The organism is Halorubrum ejinorense (assembly GCF_039522565.1).
Lineage (GTDB): Archaea > Halobacteriota > Halobacteria > Halobacteriales > Haloferacaceae > Halorubrum > Halorubrum ejinorense.
This window is the reverse complement of sequence record NZ_BAAADQ010000015.1, coordinates 288,641-310,546: the sequence shown is the minus strand read 5'-3', so window position 1 is coordinate 310,546 and position 21,906 is coordinate 288,641. Positions and strand designations below refer to the sequence as shown.

General features: G+C 68.9%; 21 protein-coding genes. 12 read left to right on the top strand and 9 right to left on the bottom strand.

What is annotated here, in order from left to right; translation table 11 throughout:
- Positions 1-85: 85 nt before the first annotated feature.
- Positions 86-436, bottom strand: a complete 351-nt coding sequence (locus tag ABDZ89_RS14860) for a DUF4870 domain-containing protein (RefSeq protein WP_343780391.1) — start codon at positions 434-436, stop codon at positions 86-88.
- A gap of 107 nt (positions 437-543) precedes the next feature.
- Here ABDZ89_RS14860 and mvk point away from each other — a divergent pair, with 107 nt between their 5' ends.
- From mvk to ABDZ89_RS14840, 4 genes are all read left to right on the top strand, one after another.
- Positions 544-1,560, top strand: coding sequence for a mevalonate kinase (gene mvk / locus ABDZ89_RS14855; protein ID WP_343780390.1), 1,017 nt, complete (start codon positions 544-546; stop codon positions 1,558-1,560).
- Positions 1,557-2,351 (top strand): isopentenyl phosphate kinase, encoded by a 795-nt coding sequence (locus tag ABDZ89_RS14850; RefSeq protein ID WP_343780389.1) that lies wholly within the window; start codon positions 1,557-1,559, stop codon positions 2,349-2,351. Before mvk ends, ABDZ89_RS14850 begins: the two co-directional genes overlap by 4 nt.
- A gap of 136 nt (positions 2,352-2,487) precedes the next feature.
- Entirely contained in the window at positions 2,488-3,531 is a 1,044-nt protein-coding gene (locus tag ABDZ89_RS14845; RefSeq protein ID WP_343780388.1) for an Mrp/NBP35 family ATP-binding protein, read from the top strand.
- A complete protein-coding gene (locus ABDZ89_RS14840) occupies positions 3,528-3,881 on the top strand; it encodes a DUF7976 family protein (RefSeq protein WP_343780386.1) in 354 nt (117 codons plus the stop codon). Before ABDZ89_RS14845 ends, ABDZ89_RS14840 begins: the two co-directional genes overlap by 4 nt.
- 38 nt (positions 3,882-3,919) lie before the next feature.
- Here the strand turns inward: ABDZ89_RS14840 and ABDZ89_RS14835 are convergent, their stop codons facing one another.
- Positions 3,920-5,812, bottom strand: coding sequence for an aldehyde ferredoxin oxidoreductase family protein (locus ABDZ89_RS14835; protein WP_343780385.1), 1,893 nt, complete (start codon positions 5,810-5,812; stop codon positions 3,920-3,922).
- A gap of 106 nt (positions 5,813-5,918) precedes the next feature.
- On the opposite strand from ABDZ89_RS14835, the gene yqeC reads away from it, so the two are divergent.
- Positions 5,919-6,650, top strand: coding sequence for a selenium cofactor biosynthesis protein YqeC (gene yqeC / locus ABDZ89_RS14830; protein ID WP_343780383.1), 732 nt, complete (start codon positions 5,919-5,921; stop codon positions 6,648-6,650).
- 5 nt (positions 6,651-6,655) lie between these two features.
- Here yqeC and ABDZ89_RS14825 read toward each other — a convergent pair whose 3' ends face one another.
- Positions 6,656-7,249: a hypothetical protein gene (locus ABDZ89_RS14825; RefSeq protein ID WP_343780381.1), complete on the bottom strand. Its 594-nt coding sequence runs from the start codon at positions 7,247-7,249 to the stop codon at positions 6,656-6,658.
- A gap of 90 nt (positions 7,250-7,339) precedes the next feature.
- On the opposite strand from ABDZ89_RS14825, the gene ABDZ89_RS14820 reads away from it, so the two are divergent.
- On the top strand, positions 7,340-8,512 hold the full coding sequence (locus ABDZ89_RS14820) for a CobW family GTP-binding protein (protein ID WP_343780380.1): 1,173 nt from the start codon (positions 7,340-7,342) through the stop codon (positions 8,510-8,512).
- 12 nt (positions 8,513-8,524) lie between these two features.
- On the opposite strand, the gene ABDZ89_RS14815 is transcribed toward ABDZ89_RS14820, so the two are convergent.
- The gene (locus ABDZ89_RS14815) at positions 8,525-8,677 is read right to left on the bottom strand and encodes a hypothetical protein (protein ID WP_343780379.1); all 153 of its coding nucleotides are present in this window, start codon (positions 8,675-8,677) and stop codon (positions 8,525-8,527) included.
- A gap of 139 nt (positions 8,678-8,816) precedes the next feature.
- Here ABDZ89_RS14815 and ABDZ89_RS14810 point away from each other — a divergent pair, with 139 nt between their 5' ends.
- The gene (locus tag ABDZ89_RS14810) at positions 8,817-8,984 is read left to right on the top strand and encodes a hypothetical protein (protein WP_343780378.1); all 168 of its coding nucleotides are present in this window, start codon (positions 8,817-8,819) and stop codon (positions 8,982-8,984) included.
- Positions 8,985-9,037: 53 nt separating this feature from the next.
- On the opposite strand, the gene ABDZ89_RS14805 is transcribed toward ABDZ89_RS14810, so the two are convergent.
- Positions 9,038-10,207, bottom strand: a complete 1,170-nt coding sequence (locus tag ABDZ89_RS14805; protein ID WP_343780376.1) for a glutathione-independent formaldehyde dehydrogenase — start codon at positions 10,205-10,207, stop codon at positions 9,038-9,040.
- Between the two features lie 207 nt (positions 10,208-10,414).
- Between ABDZ89_RS14805 and fdhF the strand changes: the two genes are divergently transcribed.
- Positions 10,415-12,556: a formate dehydrogenase subunit alpha gene (gene fdhF, locus ABDZ89_RS14800; RefSeq protein ID WP_343780375.1), complete on the top strand. Its 2,142-nt coding sequence runs from the start codon at positions 10,415-10,417 to the stop codon at positions 12,554-12,556.
- Positions 12,557-12,570: 14 nt separating this feature from the next.
- Here fdhF and ABDZ89_RS14795 read toward each other — a convergent pair whose 3' ends face one another.
- Together ABDZ89_RS14795 and ABDZ89_RS14790 are read right to left on the bottom strand one after the other, a co-directional pair.
- Positions 12,571-13,032 (bottom strand): hypothetical protein, encoded by a 462-nt coding sequence (locus ABDZ89_RS14795; RefSeq protein WP_343780373.1) that lies wholly within the window; start codon positions 13,030-13,032, stop codon positions 12,571-12,573.
- Between the two features lie 61 nt (positions 13,033-13,093).
- Positions 13,094-15,583: a methyl-accepting chemotaxis protein gene (locus ABDZ89_RS14790; RefSeq protein WP_343780372.1), complete on the bottom strand. Its 2,490-nt coding sequence runs from the start codon at positions 15,581-15,583 to the stop codon at positions 13,094-13,096.
- Positions 15,584-15,725: 142 nt separating this feature from the next.
- On the opposite strand from ABDZ89_RS14790, the gene ABDZ89_RS14785 reads away from it, so the two are divergent.
- Complete coding sequence (locus tag ABDZ89_RS14785) at positions 15,726-16,043, top strand: DUF5785 family protein (RefSeq protein ID WP_343780370.1); 318 nt, start codon at positions 15,726-15,728, stop codon at positions 16,041-16,043.
- Positions 16,044-16,239: 196 nt separating this feature from the next.
- Here ABDZ89_RS14785 and ABDZ89_RS14780 read toward each other — a convergent pair whose 3' ends face one another.
- Positions 16,240-17,004: a hypothetical protein gene (locus tag ABDZ89_RS14780; protein ID WP_343780369.1), complete on the bottom strand. Its 765-nt coding sequence runs from the start codon at positions 17,002-17,004 to the stop codon at positions 16,240-16,242.
- A gap of 677 nt (positions 17,005-17,681) precedes the next feature.
- On the opposite strand from ABDZ89_RS14780, the gene ABDZ89_RS14775 reads away from it, so the two are divergent.
- Positions 17,682-18,752 carry an N-acetyltransferase DgcN family protein gene (locus ABDZ89_RS14775; RefSeq protein WP_343780368.1) on the top strand — a complete coding sequence of 357 codons (1,071 nt, stop codon included), beginning with the start codon at positions 17,682-17,684 and terminating at the stop codon, positions 18,750-18,752.
- Positions 18,749-19,810, top strand: a complete 1,062-nt coding sequence (locus ABDZ89_RS14770; protein ID WP_343780367.1) for a dipeptide epimerase — start codon at positions 18,749-18,751, stop codon at positions 19,808-19,810. Before ABDZ89_RS14775 ends, ABDZ89_RS14770 begins: the two co-directional genes overlap by 4 nt.
- A 40-nt stretch (positions 19,811-19,850) precedes the next feature.
- On the opposite strand, the gene ABDZ89_RS14765 is transcribed toward ABDZ89_RS14770, so the two are convergent.
- Complete coding sequence (locus tag ABDZ89_RS14765; RefSeq protein WP_343780366.1) at positions 19,851-20,738, bottom strand: PspA/IM30 family protein; 888 nt, start codon at positions 20,736-20,738, stop codon at positions 19,851-19,853.
- 111 nt (positions 20,739-20,849) lie between these two features.
- Between ABDZ89_RS14765 and ABDZ89_RS14760 the strand changes: the two genes are divergently transcribed.
- Positions 20,850-21,821, top strand: coding sequence for a sugar phosphate isomerase/epimerase family protein (locus ABDZ89_RS14760; protein WP_343780364.1), 972 nt, complete (start codon positions 20,850-20,852; stop codon positions 21,819-21,821).
- Positions 21,822-21,906 lie beyond the last annotated feature (85 nt).

The following is a 21,906-nucleotide window of genomic DNA, read 5'->3' as shown; positions in this document are numbered from 1 at the left end:
ACACGGAGAGCGCGTGGGTCCGATAGCGGCGCGTTCGAGAAAGCTGGACCGTCGCGGTCGCGTCGCTGCGGACCGGACTGACCTCTCAGATGATCTCCGGCGTGTACGGGTACGAGTAGACCTCCCCGTCGTTGGCCTTCACCGTCGCGATGAGGACGAGGATGACGTCGACGATGCCGATGATCGGGAACAGCAGGAGGCCGATGAAGGCGAACGACAGGATCCCGGCGACGAACAGCGCAGCGAACACGACGATCTGGAAGTTGATCGCGTTTTTCGCGTTCCGTTCGACGAGTTCGTCGCCGTCGTCCGCGAGTATCAAAAAGAGGAGGGGTCCGAGGAACGACGCGACGAGCGCGGACGCGTGTGCTAACGCCGCGAGCGTCGTGTCTCCCGAGACCGATCCGTCGTCGGCGGTCGTAGCGTGTTCTGACATGGTGGGGCGCTCGCAGTCTCGTCGGATAAGTGTTCGGTGGCAGGCGGTGTCGATGCGGACTGGGTCCAAGCGCAACGCCTGTAAGCGCGGGGGGAGAGGTGACTCGTATGACCGTCTGTGAAGCGCCGGGGAAGGTGTACCTCTTCGGCGAACACGCCGTCGTCTACGGCGAGCCCGCGGTGCCGGCGGCGATCGAGCGACGCGCCACGGTGGCCGCCGAGCCGCGCGACGACGACCACGTGCGCGTCGAGGCCCAGGACCTCTCTCTCGACGGATTCACCGTGGAGTACGCCGGCGGCACGGGCGACCGGCCCGACGTCGACGTGCCGAGGCCGCTCGTCGAGGCCGCGATGGGGTACGTCGACGCCGCCGTCGAACAAGCGCGGGACGCGGCCGACGCCCCCGACGCCGGCTTCGACATCACCGTGGAAAGCGACATCCCGTTGGGCGCGGGGCTGGGGTCGTCCGCGGCCGTGGTCGTCGCCGGCATCGACGCCGCGACGCGGGCGCTCGGCGAGCCGCTCGGCCGCCGGGAGCTGGCAGAGCGCGCCTACCGCGCCGAGTACGAGGTCCAAGACGGGCAGGCCTCCCGCGCCGACACGTTCTGCTCGACGATGGGCGGCGCGGTGCGGGTCGAGGGCGACGACTGCGACCCGATAGACGCGCCGAACCTCCCCTTCGTCGTCGGCTTCGACGGCGGCGCGGGCGACACCGGCGAGCTCGTCGCCGGCGTCCGCGAACTGCGGGCGGAACACGAGTTCGCGGCGGACACCGTCGAGTCCATCGGCGATCTCGTCCGAACCGGGGAGGACCTCCTCGCGGAGGCCGACGCCGACGCGGACCCGGAGCCGGCGCTGCTCGCCGAACTCGGCGAGCTGATGGATTTCAACCACGGCCTGCTCGCGGCGCTCGGGGTCTCCGCCCGCTCGCTCGACGCGATGGTGTGGGCCGCTCGGGACGCGGGCGCACACGGCGCGAAGCTCACCGGCGCCGGCGGCGGCGGCTGCGTGGTCGCCCTCGACGAGAGCGACGCGACGGAGACCGCACTGTCCTTCACGCAGGGCTGTGAGGAGGCGTTCCGCGCCGAGTTGGCGACGGAGGGCGTCCGGGTGGTGGATTCGTGACGGAAGCGACACCGTCGGCCGAGAACGCAGACGACGGACCGCCCGTCGTTCTCAAGCTCGGCGGGAGCCTGATAACCGAGAAGGACCGACCGGAGACGGTCGACGACGCGGCCCTCGACGACGCCTGCGACGCCGTCGCCGACGCGCTCGCGTCCGGGGCCGTCGACCGGCTCGTCGTCGTCCACGGCGGCGGGAGCTTCGGACACCACCACGCGAGCGAACGCGGCGTGTCGACGACGACCGGTACCCGCGACGCCGACGCCGTGGCCGCGATCCACGGCGCGATGAAGCGGTTGAACGCGCGCGTGCTGGAACGCCTCCGCGAGCGCGGCGTGCCCGCGGTACCCGTCCACCCCCTGTCGCTCGCGGCGCGAACCGACGGGGCCGACGGCGGGCTCGACCTCCCGCTCGGGTCGACCGCGACGCTGCTCGACGAGGGGTTCGTGCCGGTCCTCCACGGCGACGGCGTCGCGACGGCCGGCGACGGTGTCACCGTCGTCTCGGGCGACGAACTGGTCGTCGAGCTTGCGACGGGGCTCGGCGCGCGACGCGTGGGCGTCTGCTCGACCGTCCCAGGCGTCCTCGACGACGACGGGAGCGTGGTCCGCGAGATACGCGACTTTGAGGCGGTCGCGGACGTGCTCGGCGCGAGCGACGCCACGGACGTCTCCGGCGGGATGGCCGCGAAGGTACGGGAGTTGCTCGCGCTCGACGCGCCGGCGAGCGTGTTCGGTGCCGACGGGCTGACGCCCTTCCTGCGCGGCGAGGAGGCCGGAACGCGGATCGACTGAGCCCGTCGCGGGGGCGCGGTGGCTCTCCGCATCGGGTGACCGCGAGCGTCGCCGGAACCGCTCGCGTCCGTCTCCGGGCGCCTCGGCACCGCCGCGCTACAGAACCCTTATTCGACCGAGTTCCCTCCGTCCGAGCATGAACGAAGCGGACGTTCGAGAGCGGCTGTCGACGGTGCGGGACCCCGACCTCGGCGACGACATCGTCTCGCTGGGGCTGGTGAACGACGTCGACGTGGACGCCGACGCCGGGACGGTTCACGTGTCGCTCGCGCTCGGCGCGCCCTTCTCGCCGACGGAATCGGGTATCGCCGACGACGTGCGGGAAGCGCTCGCTGACACCGACCTCGACGTGGAGCTGTCGGCGTCGATCCCGGACGACCTCTCGACGGACGAGCAGGTCCTCCCGGGCGTACAGAACGTGATCGCGGTCGCCTCCGGGAAGGGCGGGGTCGGGAAGTCGACCGTCGCGGTGAACCTCGCCGCCGGGCTCTCCGAACTCGGCGCGCGGGTGGGCCTGTTCGACGCGGACGTGTACGGCCCGAACGTGCCGCGGATGGTCTCGGCCGAGGAGCGGCCCGAGACCGACGGCGAGACCATCGTGCCGCCGGAGCGCTTCGGCGTGAAGCTGATGAGCATGGACTTCCTCACCGGCGAGGACGACCCCGTCATCTGGCGCGGACCGATGGTCCACAAGATCATCACCCAGCTCGTCGAGGACGTCGAGTGGGGCCAGTTGGACTACCTCGTGATGGACCTCCCGCCGGGGACGGGCGACACGCAGCTCACGATCCTCCAGACGCTCCCGCTGACGGGCGCGGTGATCGTTACGACGCCGCAGGACGTCGCGCTCGACGACGCGACCAAGGGGCTCCGCATGTTCGGGAAACACGACACGAACGTGCTCGGCATCGCGGAGAACATGGCCGGCTTCCGGTGTCCCGACTGCGGCGGCTTCCACGAGATATTCGGCTCCGGCGGCGGGAAGGCGCTCGCACAGGAACACGACCTCCCCTTCCTCGGCGGCATCCCGCTCGACCCGTCGGTGCGCACCGGCGGCGACGACGGGGAACCCGTGGTCTTGGAGGACGGCGAGACCGCGGACGCGTTCAGGGTGCTCGTCGAGAACGTCGCGAACAACGCCGGCGTCGTCCGCCGCCGCGGGGTGAGCGACGGGCGATGACCGACGCCGAAGCCGACGAAGCCGGGAACGCCGAAGCCGACGAAGCCGGGAACGCCGAGAGCGACGCCCGTGAGGACCCCCTCGCGGCCGCCGGCGTCGACCCGGTGGTGCCGGAGTCCGCGGCCGACGCGGCCGAGGAGGCGATCGCCGCGGACGACGAGGTTCGGGAGTTCCTCAGGGAGGTCGCCGAGGACGTGCGGGGAGACAGCTCGGAGAGCAAGCAGCTCTCGGCGCTCCTCTACCGCGTCTCGGACCTGTACGACGCCGACGAGGAGACGTCGCCGGAGGAGATCTACCTCAACGTGCGGCACATCATGCGGATCAAGTCAGAGGGCGGACTGCGTCGCTGAGGTGCCCCGGAGGCGGGAACGGCCTGGTGTCGTCGCGATCAGTCGTCCGAATCGGCCGCTGTCGCGGGGTCGATCGCGCGCTCGTCCACGGGGGTCGCGCCGTCGACCACGTCCGCGAGGCCGAGCCGATCGAGCGTTTCCGGCGTCGGGAGGCCGCGGTCGCCCCAACCGCGGGCCGCGTAGTACCGGTCCAGCAAGCGGTCGAATGCGTCGGCGTCGACCCCGGGCGTCCCGTCGCTCGCGGCCGAGCGGAGCGGCTCGGGGAGCGCGTCGTCGCCGCGGTCGAACCCCTCACGAGCGTTGAACAGGCGGGTGAGCGTCCAGATCCGCTCGCCGGTCGTCGCGAGCGCGGAGACCGGGTCGTCGGATTCGAGGTCGGCGACCGCCGGGTGGTCGACCGCCGCGAGCCACTCCGCGCCGAGGTCGGTCCAGACCGCCTCACCGACGAAGTCGTCGACGACGAGGCTCCACAGCACGGACCGGGCGTTCTGCTCGCCGACCACGTCTCGCACCTGCTCGACCGGGGATCGGTCCGGGCCGGCGAGCGGTTCGCTGTCCTGCGGTCGCGCGCGACGGTGGCACGCCCCGCGGTCGCTCGTCGCGTACGCGAGCGCGACGCCGATCGCCGCGCGGGGGTCGAAGCCGGGCAGCGCCATCGACTTCACCGTCGGGACGAGCGCCTCGCCGCCGAACCGAGCCACCGCGGCGTCGATCCCGTCGGCGAGCGCGTCCGGCAGTTCAGGGTCCGCGTCGAGGTCCGGCGGTGCCGCTCGGCTCGCGATCGCTTCCAGCAGACGCTCGGCGCCCTCCGCGTCGCCGAACGAGACCGGGCAGTCGACGACCCCCGCCTGGCCGGCGCGGATCGCCCACGCGACCGCGTTGCCCGCGCCGATCACGTCGAGCCCGAGGCGGTCGCAGCATCCGCAGAGGGCGACGACGCGGTCGAAGTCGCCGATTCCGAGTCCGGCGCCGAGCGTGATCGGGGCCGCACCGCGCGGCACCACCTCGCCGTCGGGCGTGTCGATCCGGAATCCGCCGGGGACGGCGGGGTCGGCGTCCTCGGCGTCCCCGGGGCCGTCGCCGTCACGGCCGGCAGCGACCCCCTCGCGCCCGGTCGCACGCGCGAGCGCGGCCTCGACGCCGATGTCGTCGGCATCGTCGAACCCCGTCTCGGTCCACCCCTCCGCCGCGAGGATCCCGACCTCGTTCGCGTAGTCGACCGTCTCGACGGTCGCGCCGGCCGCCTGCCACTCGCCGGTGGCGTCCCGACCGTACGCCGCGGCGTCGCGCTCGCGGAGCGCCGCGAGGTCGTCGGGAACCGCCGTCGGCGGGTCGCGGGCGACGACGGCCTTCAGTCCCTTCGCGCCCATCACGGCACCGGCCCCGCCGCGGCCCGCGTGGTGTGCGCCGCCGTCGCTCGCGATCGTCGCGTACGCCGCCTCGGACTCGCCGGCCGGGCCGACGCAGGCGACCGCGGCGTCCGGGAACCGCTCGGCCGTCTCCGCGGCGTCGTCGCCCCACGCGTCGCTCGGTTCGACCCGTGCGTGGCCTCCCTCGACCTCGATTCGGACCGGCTGGTCGGCGGCGCCGGTCACGAGCAGTCCGAGACAGTCGTCGAGCGACCCCGCGAGCCGGTCGGCGAACGCACCGCCGGCGTACGAGTCGAGGAACCCCCCGGTGAGCGGTGACTTCGTCACCGCGGCGTATCGGGTCTCACCCGGCAGGAACCCCGCGAGCGGGCCGACGAAAAATCCGAGGCAGTTCGCCGGTCCCGTCGGGTCCGTACCCGGAGGGACCTCCTCGTAGAGGAACCGCGCACCGAGGCCCTTCCCGCCGAGGAAGTCGCGTCGCCACCCGAGGGGGACGCGCTCGCGGGCGCTCTCGCCCGTCGAGAGGTCGACGCGAAGGACGCGGCTGCGGGTGCGACTCATCGGTGGTCGCTGCGCGGCGGAGACGTATCAATCTGTTCGCCGGAGGGGTCGCCGCCCCCACCGCGCCGACCGCCAGAGTGAGGCCCGCGGCGGTCGAAGGGTAGGTATGGACCTGACTACCGCGCTCGACGCCCGAGACGCGACCGTCTGCGTCGTGGGCGCCGGCGGCAAGAAGTCGACGCTGTTCGCGCTCGCCGATCGACTCGACCGGGCAGTGGTGACCGCGAGCGTCCGGATACCGATCTTCGACGACCGGGTCGCCACGGTGCGCGTGACGGAGGACCCGGTGGCCGCGCTCGACGAGGCGGGTGACGACGACTGGCCGCTCGGGCTGGTGCCGAAGCGGGAGCGGTCGGACCGCTACCTCGGCTACGACACCGACACCGTCGCGGAGATCGCCGACGCCGCGCCCGGCGCGACGCTCGTGAAGGCCGACGGAGCGCGCCTCCGAGAGTTCAAGGCGCCCGGCGACCACGAGCCGCAGATCCCGCCGAACGCGGACGTGGTCGTCCCGATCGCGAGCGCGCACGTCGTCGGCGAACCGCTCACCGAGGAACTCGTTCACCGGCCGGAAGAGGTCGCCGCGATCACGGGCCGTGAGATCGGTTCGGAGATCCGCCCAGCCGACGTCGCGACCGTCCTCGCGAGCCCGGCCGGCGGGCTGAAGGGAGTCCCCGGCGACGCGACGGCGATCCCGGTCGTGAACAAGGTCGACGACGAGGGGGACGCGACCGCTGCCCGGGCGGTCGCCGGGGAGATCCTCTACCGCGCGAACGTGCCGCGCGTCGTCCTCACGCGCCTGATAGCGGACGACCCGGTGGTCGAAGTCGTCGAGTGAGCCGATCACGCAGATCGGTCGGGTAGCTCCTCGAAGGACCGCCAGAGCGCCCGGTACAGCGTCCACGCGTCGACGCCGGTCCGCTCCATCACGGCCCGACAGGCGTCGTCGAACCGACGGTACTCGTCGGTCGAGGGCGGGTCCGGGTAGTCGCCGTCGAGTTCCTCGGCCGCGGCTAACACCTCCCAAGTCCGGCGGTCGACCGCGACGAACCGCGACGGGGCGAGGAACTGGAGGAAGCCGGAGGCGACCGCGACGTCGACGCCGTCGAGCGCGGTGAGCGCGTCGATAGCAGTGTCGATATCCAACGGCTCGTCACCGTCGACCGCGTCGGCGGCCGTCCCGACGGCGTCGACCACGTCGTCGAACTCGTTGTCCCGGAAGGCGTCCTCGCGCTCGCGCCGCTCCCGGTCCGGGAACTCGCCGAGGTATCGCCGGAAGTACCACCGGACGACCCACTGGGCGTCCCGCCGCCCGTACTCGTCGCCGGCGAACGTCTTCGGCGCCGTCTCGACGTGCTGGCGTTCCACGTCGTACAGCGGTTCGCCGGCGGCGTACTCGCGTGCGCGGTCGCGGACGGCCGACTCGCTCAGATCCATCCGCCGGAGGTAGGTCGGGGCGTCACATGAACGTTCGTCACGATGATCCGGATCGATCGTTTCATACTATCGTGTGTACTGGTACCACGCATGACAGATGGCCGGATCCCGGTCACCGTCCTCAGCGGCTACCTCGGCGCCGGGAAGACGACGCTGGTCAACCACCTGCTCGAAAATCCCGGCGACCGCCGGATCGCCGTCATCTTGAACGACATGGGAGAGGTGAACGTCGACGCCGACCTGATCGCCCGCGAGAACGACGAGGAGGGCGTCATCGACCTCTCGAACGGCTGTATCTGCTGTCGGCTCCGAGACGACCTCCTGAGCGAGGCGGCGGCGCTCGCCGAGTCGCGGGAGTTCGACTACCTCCTCGTGGAGTCGTCGGGCATCTCGGAGCCGGTCCCGATCACGCGGGCGTTCACGGAGGGGACGGACGACAGCGACGTCGATCCCACCGAGCGGTTCCGGCTGGACACGATGGTGACCGTCCTCGACGCGTACGGCTTCTGGAAGGAGTTCGACGCCGGCGAGACGCTTCCGGGCGGCGCGCAGCCGGAGACCGACCGCCCGCTCGCGGACGTGCTCGTCGAGGGGATCGAGTTCTGCGACGTGCTCCTCGTGAACAAGACGGACATGGTCCCCGACGACGTCCTCGACCGGATCGAGTCGGTCGCCGAACGGCTCGGGCCGCGAGCGAAGCGGGTCCGGACGACGTACTCGGCGGTCGACCCCGACGAGGTGCTCGACACCGGTCGATTCGAGTTCGAGACCGCGAAGCGGTCGGCGGGTTGGAAGCGCGCCATCGCCGGCGAGGAGGCGGACGGAGACGGCCGCGACCACGACGCGGACGGCGAGCGCGACCACGACGCGGGCGGCGAACACAACCACGACGCGGAACACGGTCACGACCACTCGGAGGGCGCGGCCGCCGCCCACGGGGTCGGCTCGTTCGTGTATCGATCGGACGACCCGATGGATCCCGGGGCGTTCGCGGACTGGCTCGACGACTGGGACGGGTCGATCGTTCGGGCGAAGGGAGTGGTCCGCGTCGCGGGGACCGACGAGGTAATCGGGGTCAGTCAGGCCGGCCCGTCGACGCAGGCGGGACCGATCGGCGAGTGGGGACCGGACGAGGACCGACGGACGCGGCTCGTGTTCATCGGGGAGGAGCTCGACGAGTCGCGGATCCGCGAGGAGCTGAACGGGCTGACCGCGCCCGACGGGGCGTCGACGGCGGACCCCGGCGCGGTGTTCCCGATCTGAGTCGTTTTCGGGTTAGATCCCGAGATCGCTCCGAAGGTCGTCCCACTCGTCGTGGAACCCGTGGGTCGACTCCGTATCGGTCCCCACCGCCGACTGGTACGTCTCGTCGTATTTCAGCAGCTCCCCCCACCCGTCGTGGAAAGCCCAGTTACAGTACTGACACATAATCTCACCCACGTGCCGCGGTGGCATACCCGTTTCGGCGAGCCGCGAACCGGCGTCCGGCCCGTCGCCGACAGCCTGAACCGTGGCGGACGTGTACATGTCACAGGCATGGGGACCGCCCCGCGCCACGGAACGACTCATGACGACATACAGACGAGGCGGCTACGTCCGCGGGGACGACGACGGCGTGGAGCGGGAGTGTAACCTGTGTGACTGGCACTGCGTGGCCGACACGTATCCGGCGCTCGTGGGCGAGTACCAGGCGCATCTCCGGAGCGATCACCCGAGGGCGTGGCTCCGGGCGTGAGCGCGGGCGGGGAAAAAACGCATTGGGGGAGGCGGCGGTCACGGACCGAACGATCAGGGCTCTAACAGGACCTTCGTGACGCCCTCCTCGCGGGCGTCGAACGCCTCGTACATCTCCGGGGCCTCGTCGATGCCGACCCGGTGGGAGACGACCCAGCTCGGGTCGGCGCGTCCCTCGATTATCATGTCGCGCAGGTACCGGTTGTACGCCTTCACGTTACACTGGCCGGTCCCGCACTTGAGTCCCTTCTCGAAGAACTTCCCGAAGTCGATGCCGAGACGGCCCTGCGCGGCCATCTCGTCGGGCGCGCCGGGGTCCTCGGGCACGTACAGCCCGGGGATACCGAGCTGCCCGGTCGGCCTGACGACGCGGATCAGGTTGTTGATCACGACCGCGGGGTTCTCTTTGGCGGGCTGGTAGGAGTAGTCCTCCGTCTCGGTGTCGACGTCTTCGGGGTCGGTCGCCTGGTAGCCGACCGCGTCGACCCCCTTGTCGACCATCCCGCCGTGCGTCTCGATGATCTGGTCGACCGGGTCGCCCTCGGAGAAGTCGATCGCGTGGGCGTCGCAGTGCTCCTCCGCGAGCTCCAGTCGGCTCGGCACCTGATCGACGACGTAAATCTCTGCCGCGCCCTTGATCTTGGCGCTGTAGGCGGCCATCAACCCGACGGGGCCGGCGCCGAAGATGGCGACGGACTCGCCGGGCTGGAGGTCGGCCAGCTCGGTGCCGTGCCAGCCGGTCGGGAAGATGTCCGCGAGCAGCGAGAACGCGTCCTCGTGTTCGTCTCCCTCGGGTAGCTTCAGCGCGTTGTGGTCGGCGTACGGCACGCGGAGCTTCTCGGCCTGTCCGCCCGGATACGGCCCCATCGCAACGTAGCCGTACGCGCCGCCGGCGAAGCCCGGATTGACGTTGGTACAGAACCCGGTGTACCCCTCCTCGCAGTTCTGACAGAAGCCGCAGGAGACGTTAAACGGCATGACGACGCGGTCCCCCTCTTCGAGCGTCGATACCGCCTCGCCGACCTCGCTCACGATCCCCATGTTCTCGTGACCGAAGACGATCCCCTCCTCGGCCGCGGTCCGACCCTCGTACATGTGGAGGTCGGAGCCGCAGATACAGGACGTGGTGATGTCCACGACCACGTCGTTCGGGTGTTCGATCGCCGGTTCGTCTACGTCTTCGACGGCCACGTCGTACGGGCCTTGATAGACGACTGCTTTCATGTTGGTGCGATTGTGTCGTGTTAATAATCTGTACTAAATGTTTTTCCATTATATTTGTTGGGTGGTATTAGCGTAGTTACGTTTGCTTACCAGAAACACACCACTGAACGACCGCGCAGGGGCCTCTCGCCGCGTAACTCACCGATACACTGATAGATTATGACGATGAATCGTGCGATATGTTCGCAATCGAGGACGGTGAGACCGATGTCCAGTGAGCCGGACGACGCGACGAAGACGATCTGTCCGTACTGCGGCGTGGGATGCGGGATCCGCGTGCTCGAAGGCGAGGAGCCGGGCGACATGCGATTCATGCCGTGGGCCGACGCGCCGGTGAACGAGGGGAGCGTCTGTATCAAGGGGGGCGCGGCGACGCAGGTCGTCGACCACGAGGACCGGCTGACCGAGCCCCTGATCAAAGAAGACGGTGAGTTCCGGGAAGCGACGTGGGACGAGGCGCTCGACCGCGTCGTCGACGAGATGGAAGGGATCCGCGAGCAACACGGCCCGGACGGGATGGGATTCTTCGGCTCCTCGAAGACGTTCAACGAGGAGAACTACCTCATCCAGAAGCTCGCGCGGCGGTACGGCACCAATCAGGTCGACAACTGTACGCGGATGTGTCACGCCTCCACGGTCTGGGCGCTCCGGACCAGCCTCGGGATGGGCGCGATGACGAACAGCATGGCCGACTTGGAGGCGTCCGCCGACGTGCTGTGGATCCAGGGGGCGAACCCCGGCGAGCAGCACCCCATCGCCAACAGCCAGTACTTCCGGCAGGCCGTCTTGGAGGGCGCGACCGTGATACAGGTCGACCCGCACGCGAACAAGACCACCCGGTCGTTCGACATCGACGACACCGACCGGCACGTGCACCTCCAGTTGAATCCCGGCACCGACATCCCCCTCCTGAACGTCGTCCTCAAGACGATTCTGGAGCGTCACGAGGCGGAGCCGGACGCGGGCTGGATCGACGAGGAGTTCGTCGAGGCTCGCACCGAGGGGTTCGATCACCTGAAGGAGACGCTCGCGGACTTCGACAAGGCGGCGGCCGCCGAGGAGTGCGGCGTCCCCCTCGAAGCCATCGAACTCGCCGCCGAGAAGTACGCGATGGCCAACGACGCCGCCATCTTCACCGGGATGGGGATGAGCCAGCACACCTGCGGCGTCGACAACGTCCAAAACGAGATCAACCTCGCGCTGATCACGGGGAACCTCGGCCGCCCCGGCACGGGCGTGAACCCCCTGCGCGGGCAGAACAACGTCCAGGGCACCTGCGACGTGGGCGCGATGCCGAACGTCCTCCCGGGGTACCAGCTCGTCGACGACGACGAGGCGCGCGAGTCCGTCGAGGAGGTGTGGGGGTTCGAAATCCCGTCGGAGCCCGGGCTGACGAACGTCGAGATCTCCCACGCGATCGGCGACACCGTCCACGGGCTCTACGTCATGGGGGAGAACCCGATCATGAGCGAGCCGGACGGGAACGAGACCGAGCGCCGGTTCCGCGAGGAGCTGGACTTCATGATGGTCCAAGACATCTTCATGACCGAGACCGCCGAGCTCGCGGACGTGGTCCTGCCCGCGACGACGTGGGCCGAGCGCGACGGCACCGTCACCAACACGGACCGGCGCGTCCAGCGCATGCGCGGCGCCCACAAGGTTCACGAGAACACGCGACACGACCTCGACATCCTCTGTGAGGTCGGGACGCGGCTGTTCGACGGGGACGAGTTCACATTCGACGGTCCCGAGGACGTGTTCGAGGAGCTGCGCGAGGTGTGTCCGATCATGCACGGGATGACCTACGACGCGCTCGGCGAGACGGGGATCCACTGGCCCTGCTACGAGGAGGGCGACGAGGGCGACCCGTTCCTCTACGAGGACTCCTTCGAGACCGAGGACGGTCTCGGGCGCATCGAGGGCGTCGTCCACCAGGAGCCGAAGGAGGTCCCGGACGAGGAGTACCCGCTCGTGTTGACCACGGCGCGGCTCGAAGAGCACTACAACACCGGGACGATGAGCCGCCGGTCCCCCACGCTCTCGAAGCAGCACCCGGAGAACTTCGTCGACGTCCACCCGAACGACGCCGAGCGGTACGGGATCGAGGACGGCGACGACGTGAAACTCAGATCGCGACGCGGCGAGATCACCGTCCGCGCCGACGTGACCGAGGACATCAAGGAGGGCGTCGTCTGGACCACGCCGCACTTCGCGGCCGCCTCCGCGAACCGCCTCACCAACGACGTGCTCGACGAGCGCGCCAAGATCCCGGAGTACAAGGCCGCGGCCGCGGAGATCGAGGTCGGCATCGAGGCCGCGGGCGACGACGCGGCGTCCGCGGACGACTGAGCGCCGTCGGCTTTTTATACGCTCTCTTCGAGCACCGTCTCGCATTCGTGGCGGACGACGACGCGCTCCGGGACGGTCGCCTCGGTGAACGCGAAGGCGACCTCGTAGGGGTGTAACTCGCCGGCGTCGTTACAGGCACGTACGAACGGCCGTTTCTCGACTGCGATCCCGATCGACAGCCGCTCGGCGGAGAGCCTCACGTCGATCAGCGAGACCAGATAACACTCCTGTACACCACCCGCCGCACTCCCCCTGATCAAGAGCCGAGGCGGATCCCGGTCGAGGGTACGACGGAGTGCTGCCGTGTTGAGGGACCGGGTGTCGGCCGGGTCGAACTCGCCGGTGTGCTCGCGCCGGAACGACACCTCAGCGCCGTCGACGGTCGTCGGGACTTCCCCCCACGGCGGGGACGGACACCCCGCGAGCCCGGCGGTCGAGACGGCGGCCGCGGACGCGAGGAGGGCTCTGCGGCGCATGCCCGGAGCGACGCGAAACGCCGTAATGTGTCTTGTGCCGCCGAGCGCACCCGCTCTGAGATCAGTCGTCGCCGGGTGCCGTCTCGCCGTCGCCGTCGAGGTCGCCGCCCGTCGCGGGGTCGACCGGGTCGGTCGCGCCGAACTCGAAGTCGGCATCGTCCGCCGACGCCGCGCCCGCGTCGTCGCCGCTCGTTCCGTCCGCGTCGGCGGGGTTCGGGTCGTCGGTCTCGTCGGATCCCGCCCCGCGGCCGACTTCGCTGCGGTGCGCGAGGTCGGCCTCCGCGGCCGCCTCCTCGCGAGCTTCGAACTCGTCGGCGAGCGTCCGCAGTTCGTCGGCGCGAGCGGAGAGCGACTCGGCGTTCGCCGAGATCTGGCCGATCGCGGCGGTCTGTTCCTCGGCCGCGGCGGAGACGTTCTGCGCCTCGCTCGCGGTCTCGACGCTCACCTCGGCCACCTCGTCGACCATCGAGACGGCCTCCTGCGTGGACTCCGCCTGCTGGTCGGTCGCGTCGTTGATCGACTGGACCCCGGCGTTGGCGTCCTCGACGTCGGCGACGATCGACTCGAGCGTGTCGACGGCGTCCTCCACGACCGCGCGCCCCGCCTCGACGTCGTCCTCCATCGCGAACAGCCCGTCCGCGACCGACTCGGTGGACGCCTCGACGCCCGCGATCAGCTCCTCGACCTCGGTGGTCGCGTCCGCGGTCTCCTCGGCGAGGTCCTTCACCTCGCGGGCGACGACGGCGAACCCCTCGCCGGCCTCGCCCGCGCGGGCGGCCTCGATGGAGGCGTTCAGGGCGAGGATGTTCGTCTGTTCGGCGATGTCGTCGATGAGCTCCACCACCTCGCCGATGCGTTCGACCTCGTCGCGCAGGTCGCGCATCTCGTCGACGGTGTGGTCGACTTCCTCGTCGATCCGGTCCATGCGGTCGATCGCCTCGCCGGCCTCCTCGCGTCCCGTCTCGCCGGCCGCGGCGGTCGCGGCCGACCGTTCCGCCAGCTCGTCCGTCGAAGAAGCGATCTCCTCGACGGTGGCCGAGAGGTCGTCGAGCTCGGCGGCGGCGGTCGCGAGCGTCTCCTCCTGTCGCTCCGTCCCGACCGATATCTCCTCGACGCTCTCGGCGACGTCGACGCTCGTCGACTCGACCTCCTCGGCCGAGTCGGTCACCTCGGCGCTCCGCTCGCCGACCGTCTCGGCGGCGGCCTGTATCGTCACGACGAGCGCCTCCAGCCGGTCGAGCGTGTCGTTGAGCGACTCGGCGATGGCGGTCATCGCCTCGCTGTCGCTCTCCGGGTCGAGCCGGCGCGTCAGGTCCCCGTCGGCGACCGCGTCGATCGTCGCCTCGTACTCGTCGGCCTTCGTCTCTAAGTGCGCGGAGAGCGACTCCGCCTCCTCGCGGGCGGCGGCGGCCTCCGACGCGGACTCCTCGACCGCCTCGATCTGCTCGCGCATCGTCTCGCGGATTCGGTCGAAAAGCACCGATAGCTGACCGAACTCGTCTGTCCTGCCGGTGTCGACTTCGACGTCGAGGTCGCCCGCCTCGATCGCCTCGGCGTAGCCGGTGAGGTCGTCGACGGAGCCGTTCACGTCCCGGACGACGAACGCGCCCACCGCGATCAGGCCGACCACTGAGATGGCGATCAACAACAGCACGGTCCGCGTGACGTCGCCGACGGTCCCGTACACCTCGCTCTGGGGGGCCGCGACGACGACCGCCCAAGCCTTCTGCTCGATCGGCGCGGTGGCCGTGGCGATCGCCGAGCCGTTCACGACGGTCTGTTCGTCGTCGGTGACGTCGGCCGTACTCGGCTCGGTGACGTCGGATCCCAGGTGAGAGAGCTCCTCGATGAGGAAGTAGTCGTTCAAGATCGCGTCGCCGTTCGCCGCGAGCGTGACCCGGCCGGTGCGAGTGGAGACCACCTGAACGTTGCCGCCGTCGACGGGCGCCGTCAGCAGGGACCCGCGTTCGGAGAGGTCCGTGGTGATGACGATGGCCCGCTCCGGTTTCGTCTCGACCGGCGTCGCGAAGCCGAGCCGGTTCTCGCCGTCGACGCCGTACGGCTCGAAGGACCGGACCTCGCGCGTGGTCTCGAACGCGTCCGGCCCGACGGCCCACGGTCGCTCCGCCTCCGTGAACGTCGTCCCCTCCGCGGCCGGCGAAGTGCTCACGAGGACCTCCTTCGACGTGAGATCGAGGTAGTGGAGGTTGACGACGTACTCCGGGAGCATCTCTTCGTTCGCCCAGAGCACCTCCCGAATTCGGTCGTCGCGTTCCGACTTCGCCCCCGGGGTCGACGCGATCCGGTCCGCGTGCCCGTTCACCTCGTCGAGGAAGGCTTCGATGCCCTCCGCCTCGCGTTCGGCGGAGGTGGTCAGCGTCTCGCGCGCGTCGGACTCGACGCTCGCTTGAACCTGGTCCACGGCGAGCGCGCCCGCGCCGAGCAGCGCGGCCGACACGACGATGACAGCGGCTGCGATTTTGAACGCGTAGCGGCCGCGAAGGCGATCGAAGAGGCGTTGGAAGGCACCGTCTCGGTCGTCAGCAGGCATGAATCGCAGTTCCCACCGTCCCTGATAAACGTCAGTTGCCAGTTATTTTATTTGATAACTCAGTTGCCGGGGCCTCGCCGGAAGCCGACCGGCCGGGGCCCACATCCGAAACCACTATGCCCGATCCGGCGGACCGTTCGGTATGGACTGGCCACACGACCCCGACGGCGAACTGGGGAGCGAGGGCATGCGGCAGTACGGTCACGCCGTGCTCGCGAAGAAGATCGACGAGGAGGAGGACTTCCCGCTCACCGCCGCCGAGTACGTCGAGCAGTACGGGGACCATCCGATCCGGATCGACTTCGAGACCGTCGTCTCGGTCGAGGAGATCTTCGAGAACGTCGAACAGGAGGAGTTCGCCGACTTCGTCGAGTTCCATCAGGAGCTCGGCCGCGTGATGCGCGAGAACGGCTACTGGTTCTACGAGGGCGCCGACCAGTTCGTCGACGGCAGCGCCTGACTACTCGAATACTCGTTCCGGCGTCGTTGGCTCTGTTGAAATCCTCAACTGGTGATATGTTCTCAGCGTTCTACTGAATCAAGAGGATGTAGTCAGCACGGGAACTATGTCATTTTCCCTCTCTGAACCCTGAACCAACGGATAGAACGTGTCTGCTCGTTGAACGCTTCGACAAGAAGTCAAATCTCATCTACGCTCACTCTGGGAACCGGCATTCGATGAGCTTGCCGTTTTTCGGGGATGAATCTGGAGATTCCGTTCTCCGAACTACGTATTCTGTGACATAATACAGAATTTCTTCCCCCCAAAGACCGCCATCGGAGGTCGCAATCCTGAATTCGAGGAGTACGGGCGTCCCCCCGACATCAAAATATGCGTATTCCGGCCCACCTGAGGGGGATTCGATGATTGAGGCATCCGGCGAGAGAGTCGCAATCAATTCAGAGTATTGTTCTATTTTCGAGTCATCGACGGAATCCGTCTCAACTCTATTGACTGCGGCTGACTCAAGCAATCTGTAGAGAAGTCGATCTTCAACCTCCTCAATTGGGATGTAGGTTGGATCATCGGGTAGGTCACTGCTCTCCAACCGGTTGGTAATCTTCGGAATACCATCCGAGTCGACTTCGTATGCGTCCAGGCTCCCCGCTGCCTGAATAATGGAAGCACTCACAACCAGAGTTAGTTGATATCCGTCAGCAGCTCGCTTCGGTTCTTGCTCCACTCTGGCAGAATAACTGGAAGAAGACCATGGGGGCTGTAGATCGTTATTGTTGGATCGATACGCCACTTCGTACGTTTTAGCAAAATCGGCGACGGCTTCAGCGTTCAGATTTTGTGGCCACTGTACATCCAGATTCTGCGACGTGGGGCACTGATCCGGGAGTTCGTCTTCGCTTGGTGGTTGCGAGTCGCCAGACGCAGTACAGCCGGCAAGGCCGACACTGGCGAGACCCGCCAATACGGCACGGCGAGTATGAGATGTCATTAACAGAAAAAATCTCACCGGCTGGTAAGTCTCTTGTGTGAACCTGCTCAAGTGTTCTCAACACTGGGGGCCGTAAGACCCGTACGAGGTGTCCGTGTTCACCTATACTGAGCGACCACTCTCTCGTGGGTCGGCCTCGGTCTGTGTCGCATTCGTGCCCTGTATCTCGCACGCCGATCCTATCAGTTCTGAAGGATTTCAACAGAGCCGCGTCGTTCTTTTCCGAAGCCTCAGATGTTCTGCGATACGTCGTTGCCACCGGGAGGAACACTTCCGAAGCCCCAGCCGCTCGGCCATACGTGGCTGTTTGTAACTCACCGACCGACACGAATCACTCCGAGGCCCCAGCCGCGAGGATTCGATGCGCTCGCTGCGGTTCTCAGTCGCTCACTCCGTTCGCTCCTTGCGGTCCTTGCTTCGCGCGTCTTCGTCCTCGCGACTGCCCCTTCGAGTCCCGCCCCGACCGCTCCGCACAGCCTCACGCCTCCCCAGCCTCGTCGCTGGCCCCTCCGCTTCGCTCCGGCGCCAGCGACTCCCTCGCGCGTGCCGTCTCGCGGCGCTCGCGGGCACGCGCCACCGCATTTGCGGATCGACTTCGGTGACCGACGCAGCCCGACCGGTTTAAGAACGCCCGGAGCGACCGACTCGGCATGGATCACGAACGGATCGCCGTGCTCGCCCACGAGAAGTTCCCCGACCGCGCGAAGACCGCGCTCGGCGTGATGCGGTACGGCGACCAGACGGTCCGCGCCGTCCTGGACCGCGACCGCGCGGGCGACCGCGTCAGCGACCACGCACCGGACCTCGACGACGCGCCGATCGTCGCGTCGTTCGCGGACGCGCACGCGGCCGCCGACGGCGACCTCGACGCCCTCTACATCGGGATCGCCCCGATCGGCGGCGGCTTCGACGAGTCGTGGCGCGGCGACGTCGAGGCCGCGATCGAGGCCGGCTGCGACGTGGTGAGCGGGCTCCACTACTTCCTGAACGACGACGAGGGGCTTGCCGCGCTCGCCGACGAGCACGGGGTCGACCTCGTCGACGTTCGGAAGCCAGACGACGACCTGACGGTCGCGACGGGCGCCTCGGGCGACGTCGACGCCGACGTGCTGCTCACCGTCGGCACCGACTGCTCGGTCGGGAAGATGACGGCCTCGCTGGAGATCGTCGCGGCCGCCCGCGAGCGAGGGATCGACGCCGCGTTCGTCCCCACCGGCCAGACCGGGATCATGATCGCCGGGTGGGGCAACCCCGTCGACCGCGTCGTCTCTGACTTCGCCGCGGGCGCGGTCGAGGACATGCTCGTCGAGGTCGGCGACGACCACGACCTGCTCGTCGTCGAGGGGCAGGGGAGCATCGTCCACCCCGCCTACTCGGCGGTCACCTGCGGCATCCTCCACGGCGCGATGGCCGACGGGCTCGTGCTCTGTCACGCCGCGGGCCGCGAGGCGGTCCACGGCTACGAGTCGTTCGACCTGCCGCCGATCGCGGAGTACGTCGACCTCTACGAGGGGCTCGCGGGGCCGGTTCACGAGGCCGAGGTGGTCGCCGGCGCGGTCAACACGAAGGACGTCGACGACGACGAGGCGGCGGCCGAGGCGGTCGCCGACTTCGGCGACGCGGCGGGCGTCCCCGCGGCCGACCCCGTGCGTCACGGCGCGGGCGACGTCGTCGACGCCGCTCTCGACGCCGGGGTCGGGCGAGGGGGCTCCGTCGAATGAGCCTCGAAACGGAGTTCGAGCGCGTCTCGCTGGCCCTCGAGAACCCGTTCACCATCGCCCGAGGGACCCAGACCCACGCCGAGAACGTGATCGTCCGCGTGACGGACGAGGGCGGAATGACCGGGGTCGGGGGCGCGGCGCCGTCGGCGCACTACGGCGAGACGGCGGACACGGTCGCGGCGGTCATGCCGGACCTCCTCGCCGCGGTCGAGCGCGTCGGCGACCCCCACGCGCTCCACGCGATCGAGTCCGAGTTGCGAGCGGTCGTCGAGGGGAATCCGGCCGCGCGTTGTGCGGTCTCGATCGCCGTTCACGACCTCGCGGCCAAGCGGCTGGGCGTCCCGCTGTACCGGCTGTGGGGGCTCGACGCGGACGACGCGCCGGCGACCTCCTTCACGATCGGGCTCGACGAGACCGACCGCGTGCGCGAGAAAGCCGCGGCGGCGGTCGAGATGGGGTATCCGATTCTCAAGATCAAGCTCGGCACCGACCGCGACCGAGCGCTGATCGACGCGGTCCGCGACGCCGCGCCGGACGCGCGACTGCGCGTCGACGCGAACGAGGCGTGGACGCCGAAGGAGGCGGTCGCGAAGAGCGCGTGGCTCGCCGACCGCGACGTGGCGTTCGTCGAACAGCCGGTCTCGGCCGACGACCCCGAGGGGCTCCGATACGTCTACGAGCGGTCCGAGCTGCCGATCGCCGCCGACGAGTCCTGCGTGACCGCGGCCGACGTGCCCGCTATCGCCGACCGCTGTGACATCGCGAACCTGAAGCTGATGAAGACCGGCGGCCTGCTGGAGGCCCGACGAGTGATCGCGGCCGCGCGGTCACACGGCCTGGCGGTGATGTGCGGCTGTATGATCGAGTCGAACGCCTCCATCGCGGCCGCCGCGCAGCTCGCGCCCCTGTTGGACTACGTCGACGTCGACGGCTCGCTGCTGCTCGACGAGGACCCGTACGAGGGCGTCGAGCTGTCGGGCGGTGACGTTCGCCTCGGCGAGCAGGAGCGCGCGGGGACCGGCGCGCGGTTGGTGCCGGAACGGACCGCCGAAGAGTGAACGCGTAGCGAATCGCGATAAGGCGGGGCCGAAGCGCGATTCAGTTCCGCTTCTCGTCGGCGTCGGCCTCGGACTCCTCCAGTTCCACGTCGAGCTCCTCGTCGAGGTCGCCGTCCGCGTTGTCGTTCACGTCCGCTTCGAGGTCGTCCGCGTCGATCTCCGACTCGATGTCCGCCAGCTCGGCGTCGACCGACTCGTCGCTGACCTCGGCGTCCTCGCTCGGCGCCTCGCCTTTCCCGAGTTCGCCCTTGAGCGTCTCGAGTTCGGCGTCGACCTCGCTGTTCGTCGAGAGGCCCTCCAGCTCGCGGTCGATGCTGTCTTTGTCCGAGAGCGCGTCCTCGAACGCGCCTGAGTCCTCCAGCTCGTCCATCGCCTCGGCGCGCGCTTCCATCTCCTCGGTGCGCTCCTCGGCGCGCTCGATGGAGCGGCTCACGTCCTCCATCTCGTCGCCGACGCCGGTCATCGCCTCGGAGACGCGGGAGGACGCCTCGGCCGCCTCGTAGCGCGCCTTCATCGTCTCCTTTTTCGTGCGGAACTCCTCGATGCGGTTCTGGAGCTTGTTCTTCTTCTCGACGAGCTGCTCTTGGGTGTCGTTTAGCTTCGCGATCTGGCCCTCCAGCTCCTCGATCTGGGTCATCTTAGACTTCTTCTTCTCGAGGGCCTTCCGTGCGAGGTCGTCGCGGTCCTGCTGGACCGCCTCGCGGGCCTGACGGTTGTGCTTCTCGACGTTCTCTTCGAGCTTGCGCTTTTGAATCTCCAGGCGCTTCTTCTGGGTCGTCAGGTCGGCGATGCCCTGCTTTACGTCCTGAAGCTCGTCGCGCATCTGTTCGTACGAGTAGTCGAGCGATTCGGTCGGGTCTTCCGCCCGATTGAGGAGGGCGTTCACCTTCGAGCGGATGACGTAGGAGGCGCGCGAGAGGATTCCCATAGGGAGGCGTACGCGTTCCACCCGTTAAAACCTCATGCGGTTCGCCGTGGCGACCGAGACCGCGGTGACGCATCCTGAATCTTTATTCGCGGGGTCGCTGTACCGGCTGACATGGACATCGGCGTCTTGACCGTTCCGCTCGGCGACGAACCGATCGAGGAGGCGGTGACGTACCTCGACGACATCAGCGTCGACGCCGTCGAACTCGGCGTCGGCGGCTGGCCCGGCGAGGACCACGTCGACCGCGAGACGCTCCTCGACGACGAGGCGGCTCGCGGCGAACTGCGCGGCCTGCTCGACGAGCACGGGCTCCGCGCCTCCGCGCTCGCGACGCACAACAACCCGCTTCACCCGGACGAGGAGCGGGCGGCGACGGCCGATCGCGAACTGCGCGAGGCGATCGAGCTGGCCGACCTGCTGGACGTGGGGACGGTCACCTGCTTCTCCGGGCTCCCGGCGGGCGCGCCCGGCGACTCGACGCCGAACTGGGTGACCGCGCCGTGGCCCACCGAGCACGCGGACGCGCTCGACTACCAGTGGGACGAGGTGGCGGTCCCGTACTGGCGCGACCTGGCCGACCACGCCGACCGCCACGGCGTCGACGTCGCCATCGAGATGCACCCGAACATGCTGGTGTACGAGCCGACGGGCCTGCTCGCGCTCCGAGAGGCGACGAACGACCGGATCGGTGCGAACTTCGACCCCTCGCACCTCTACTGGCAGGGGATCGACGTGACGGAGGCGGTCCGGTTCCTCGGCGAGCGCGACGCGATCCACCACGTCCACGCGAAGGACACGAAGGTCTACGAGGCCGAGAGCCGGGTGAAGGGCGTGCTCGACACGACGAGCTACGCCGACACCGCCGACCGGTCGTGGCTGTTCCGCTCGATCGGCTACGGCCACGGCGAGGAACACTGGAAGGACGTGGTCTCGACGCTCCGGATGGTGGACTACGAGGGCGCGCTCTCCATCGAACACGAGGACGCGCTCACTTCCTCGCGCGAGGGGTTGGAGAAGGCGGTCGACGTGCTCGACCGCGCCGTCTTCGAGACGCGGCCGGGCGACGCGTACTGGGCGGAATGAGCGACCGCCGAGACGCGCCCGGCGGAGAGACGCGGACGACGCGCTCGGCAGAGGAACGCGGACGACGCGCTCGGCAGAGGAACGC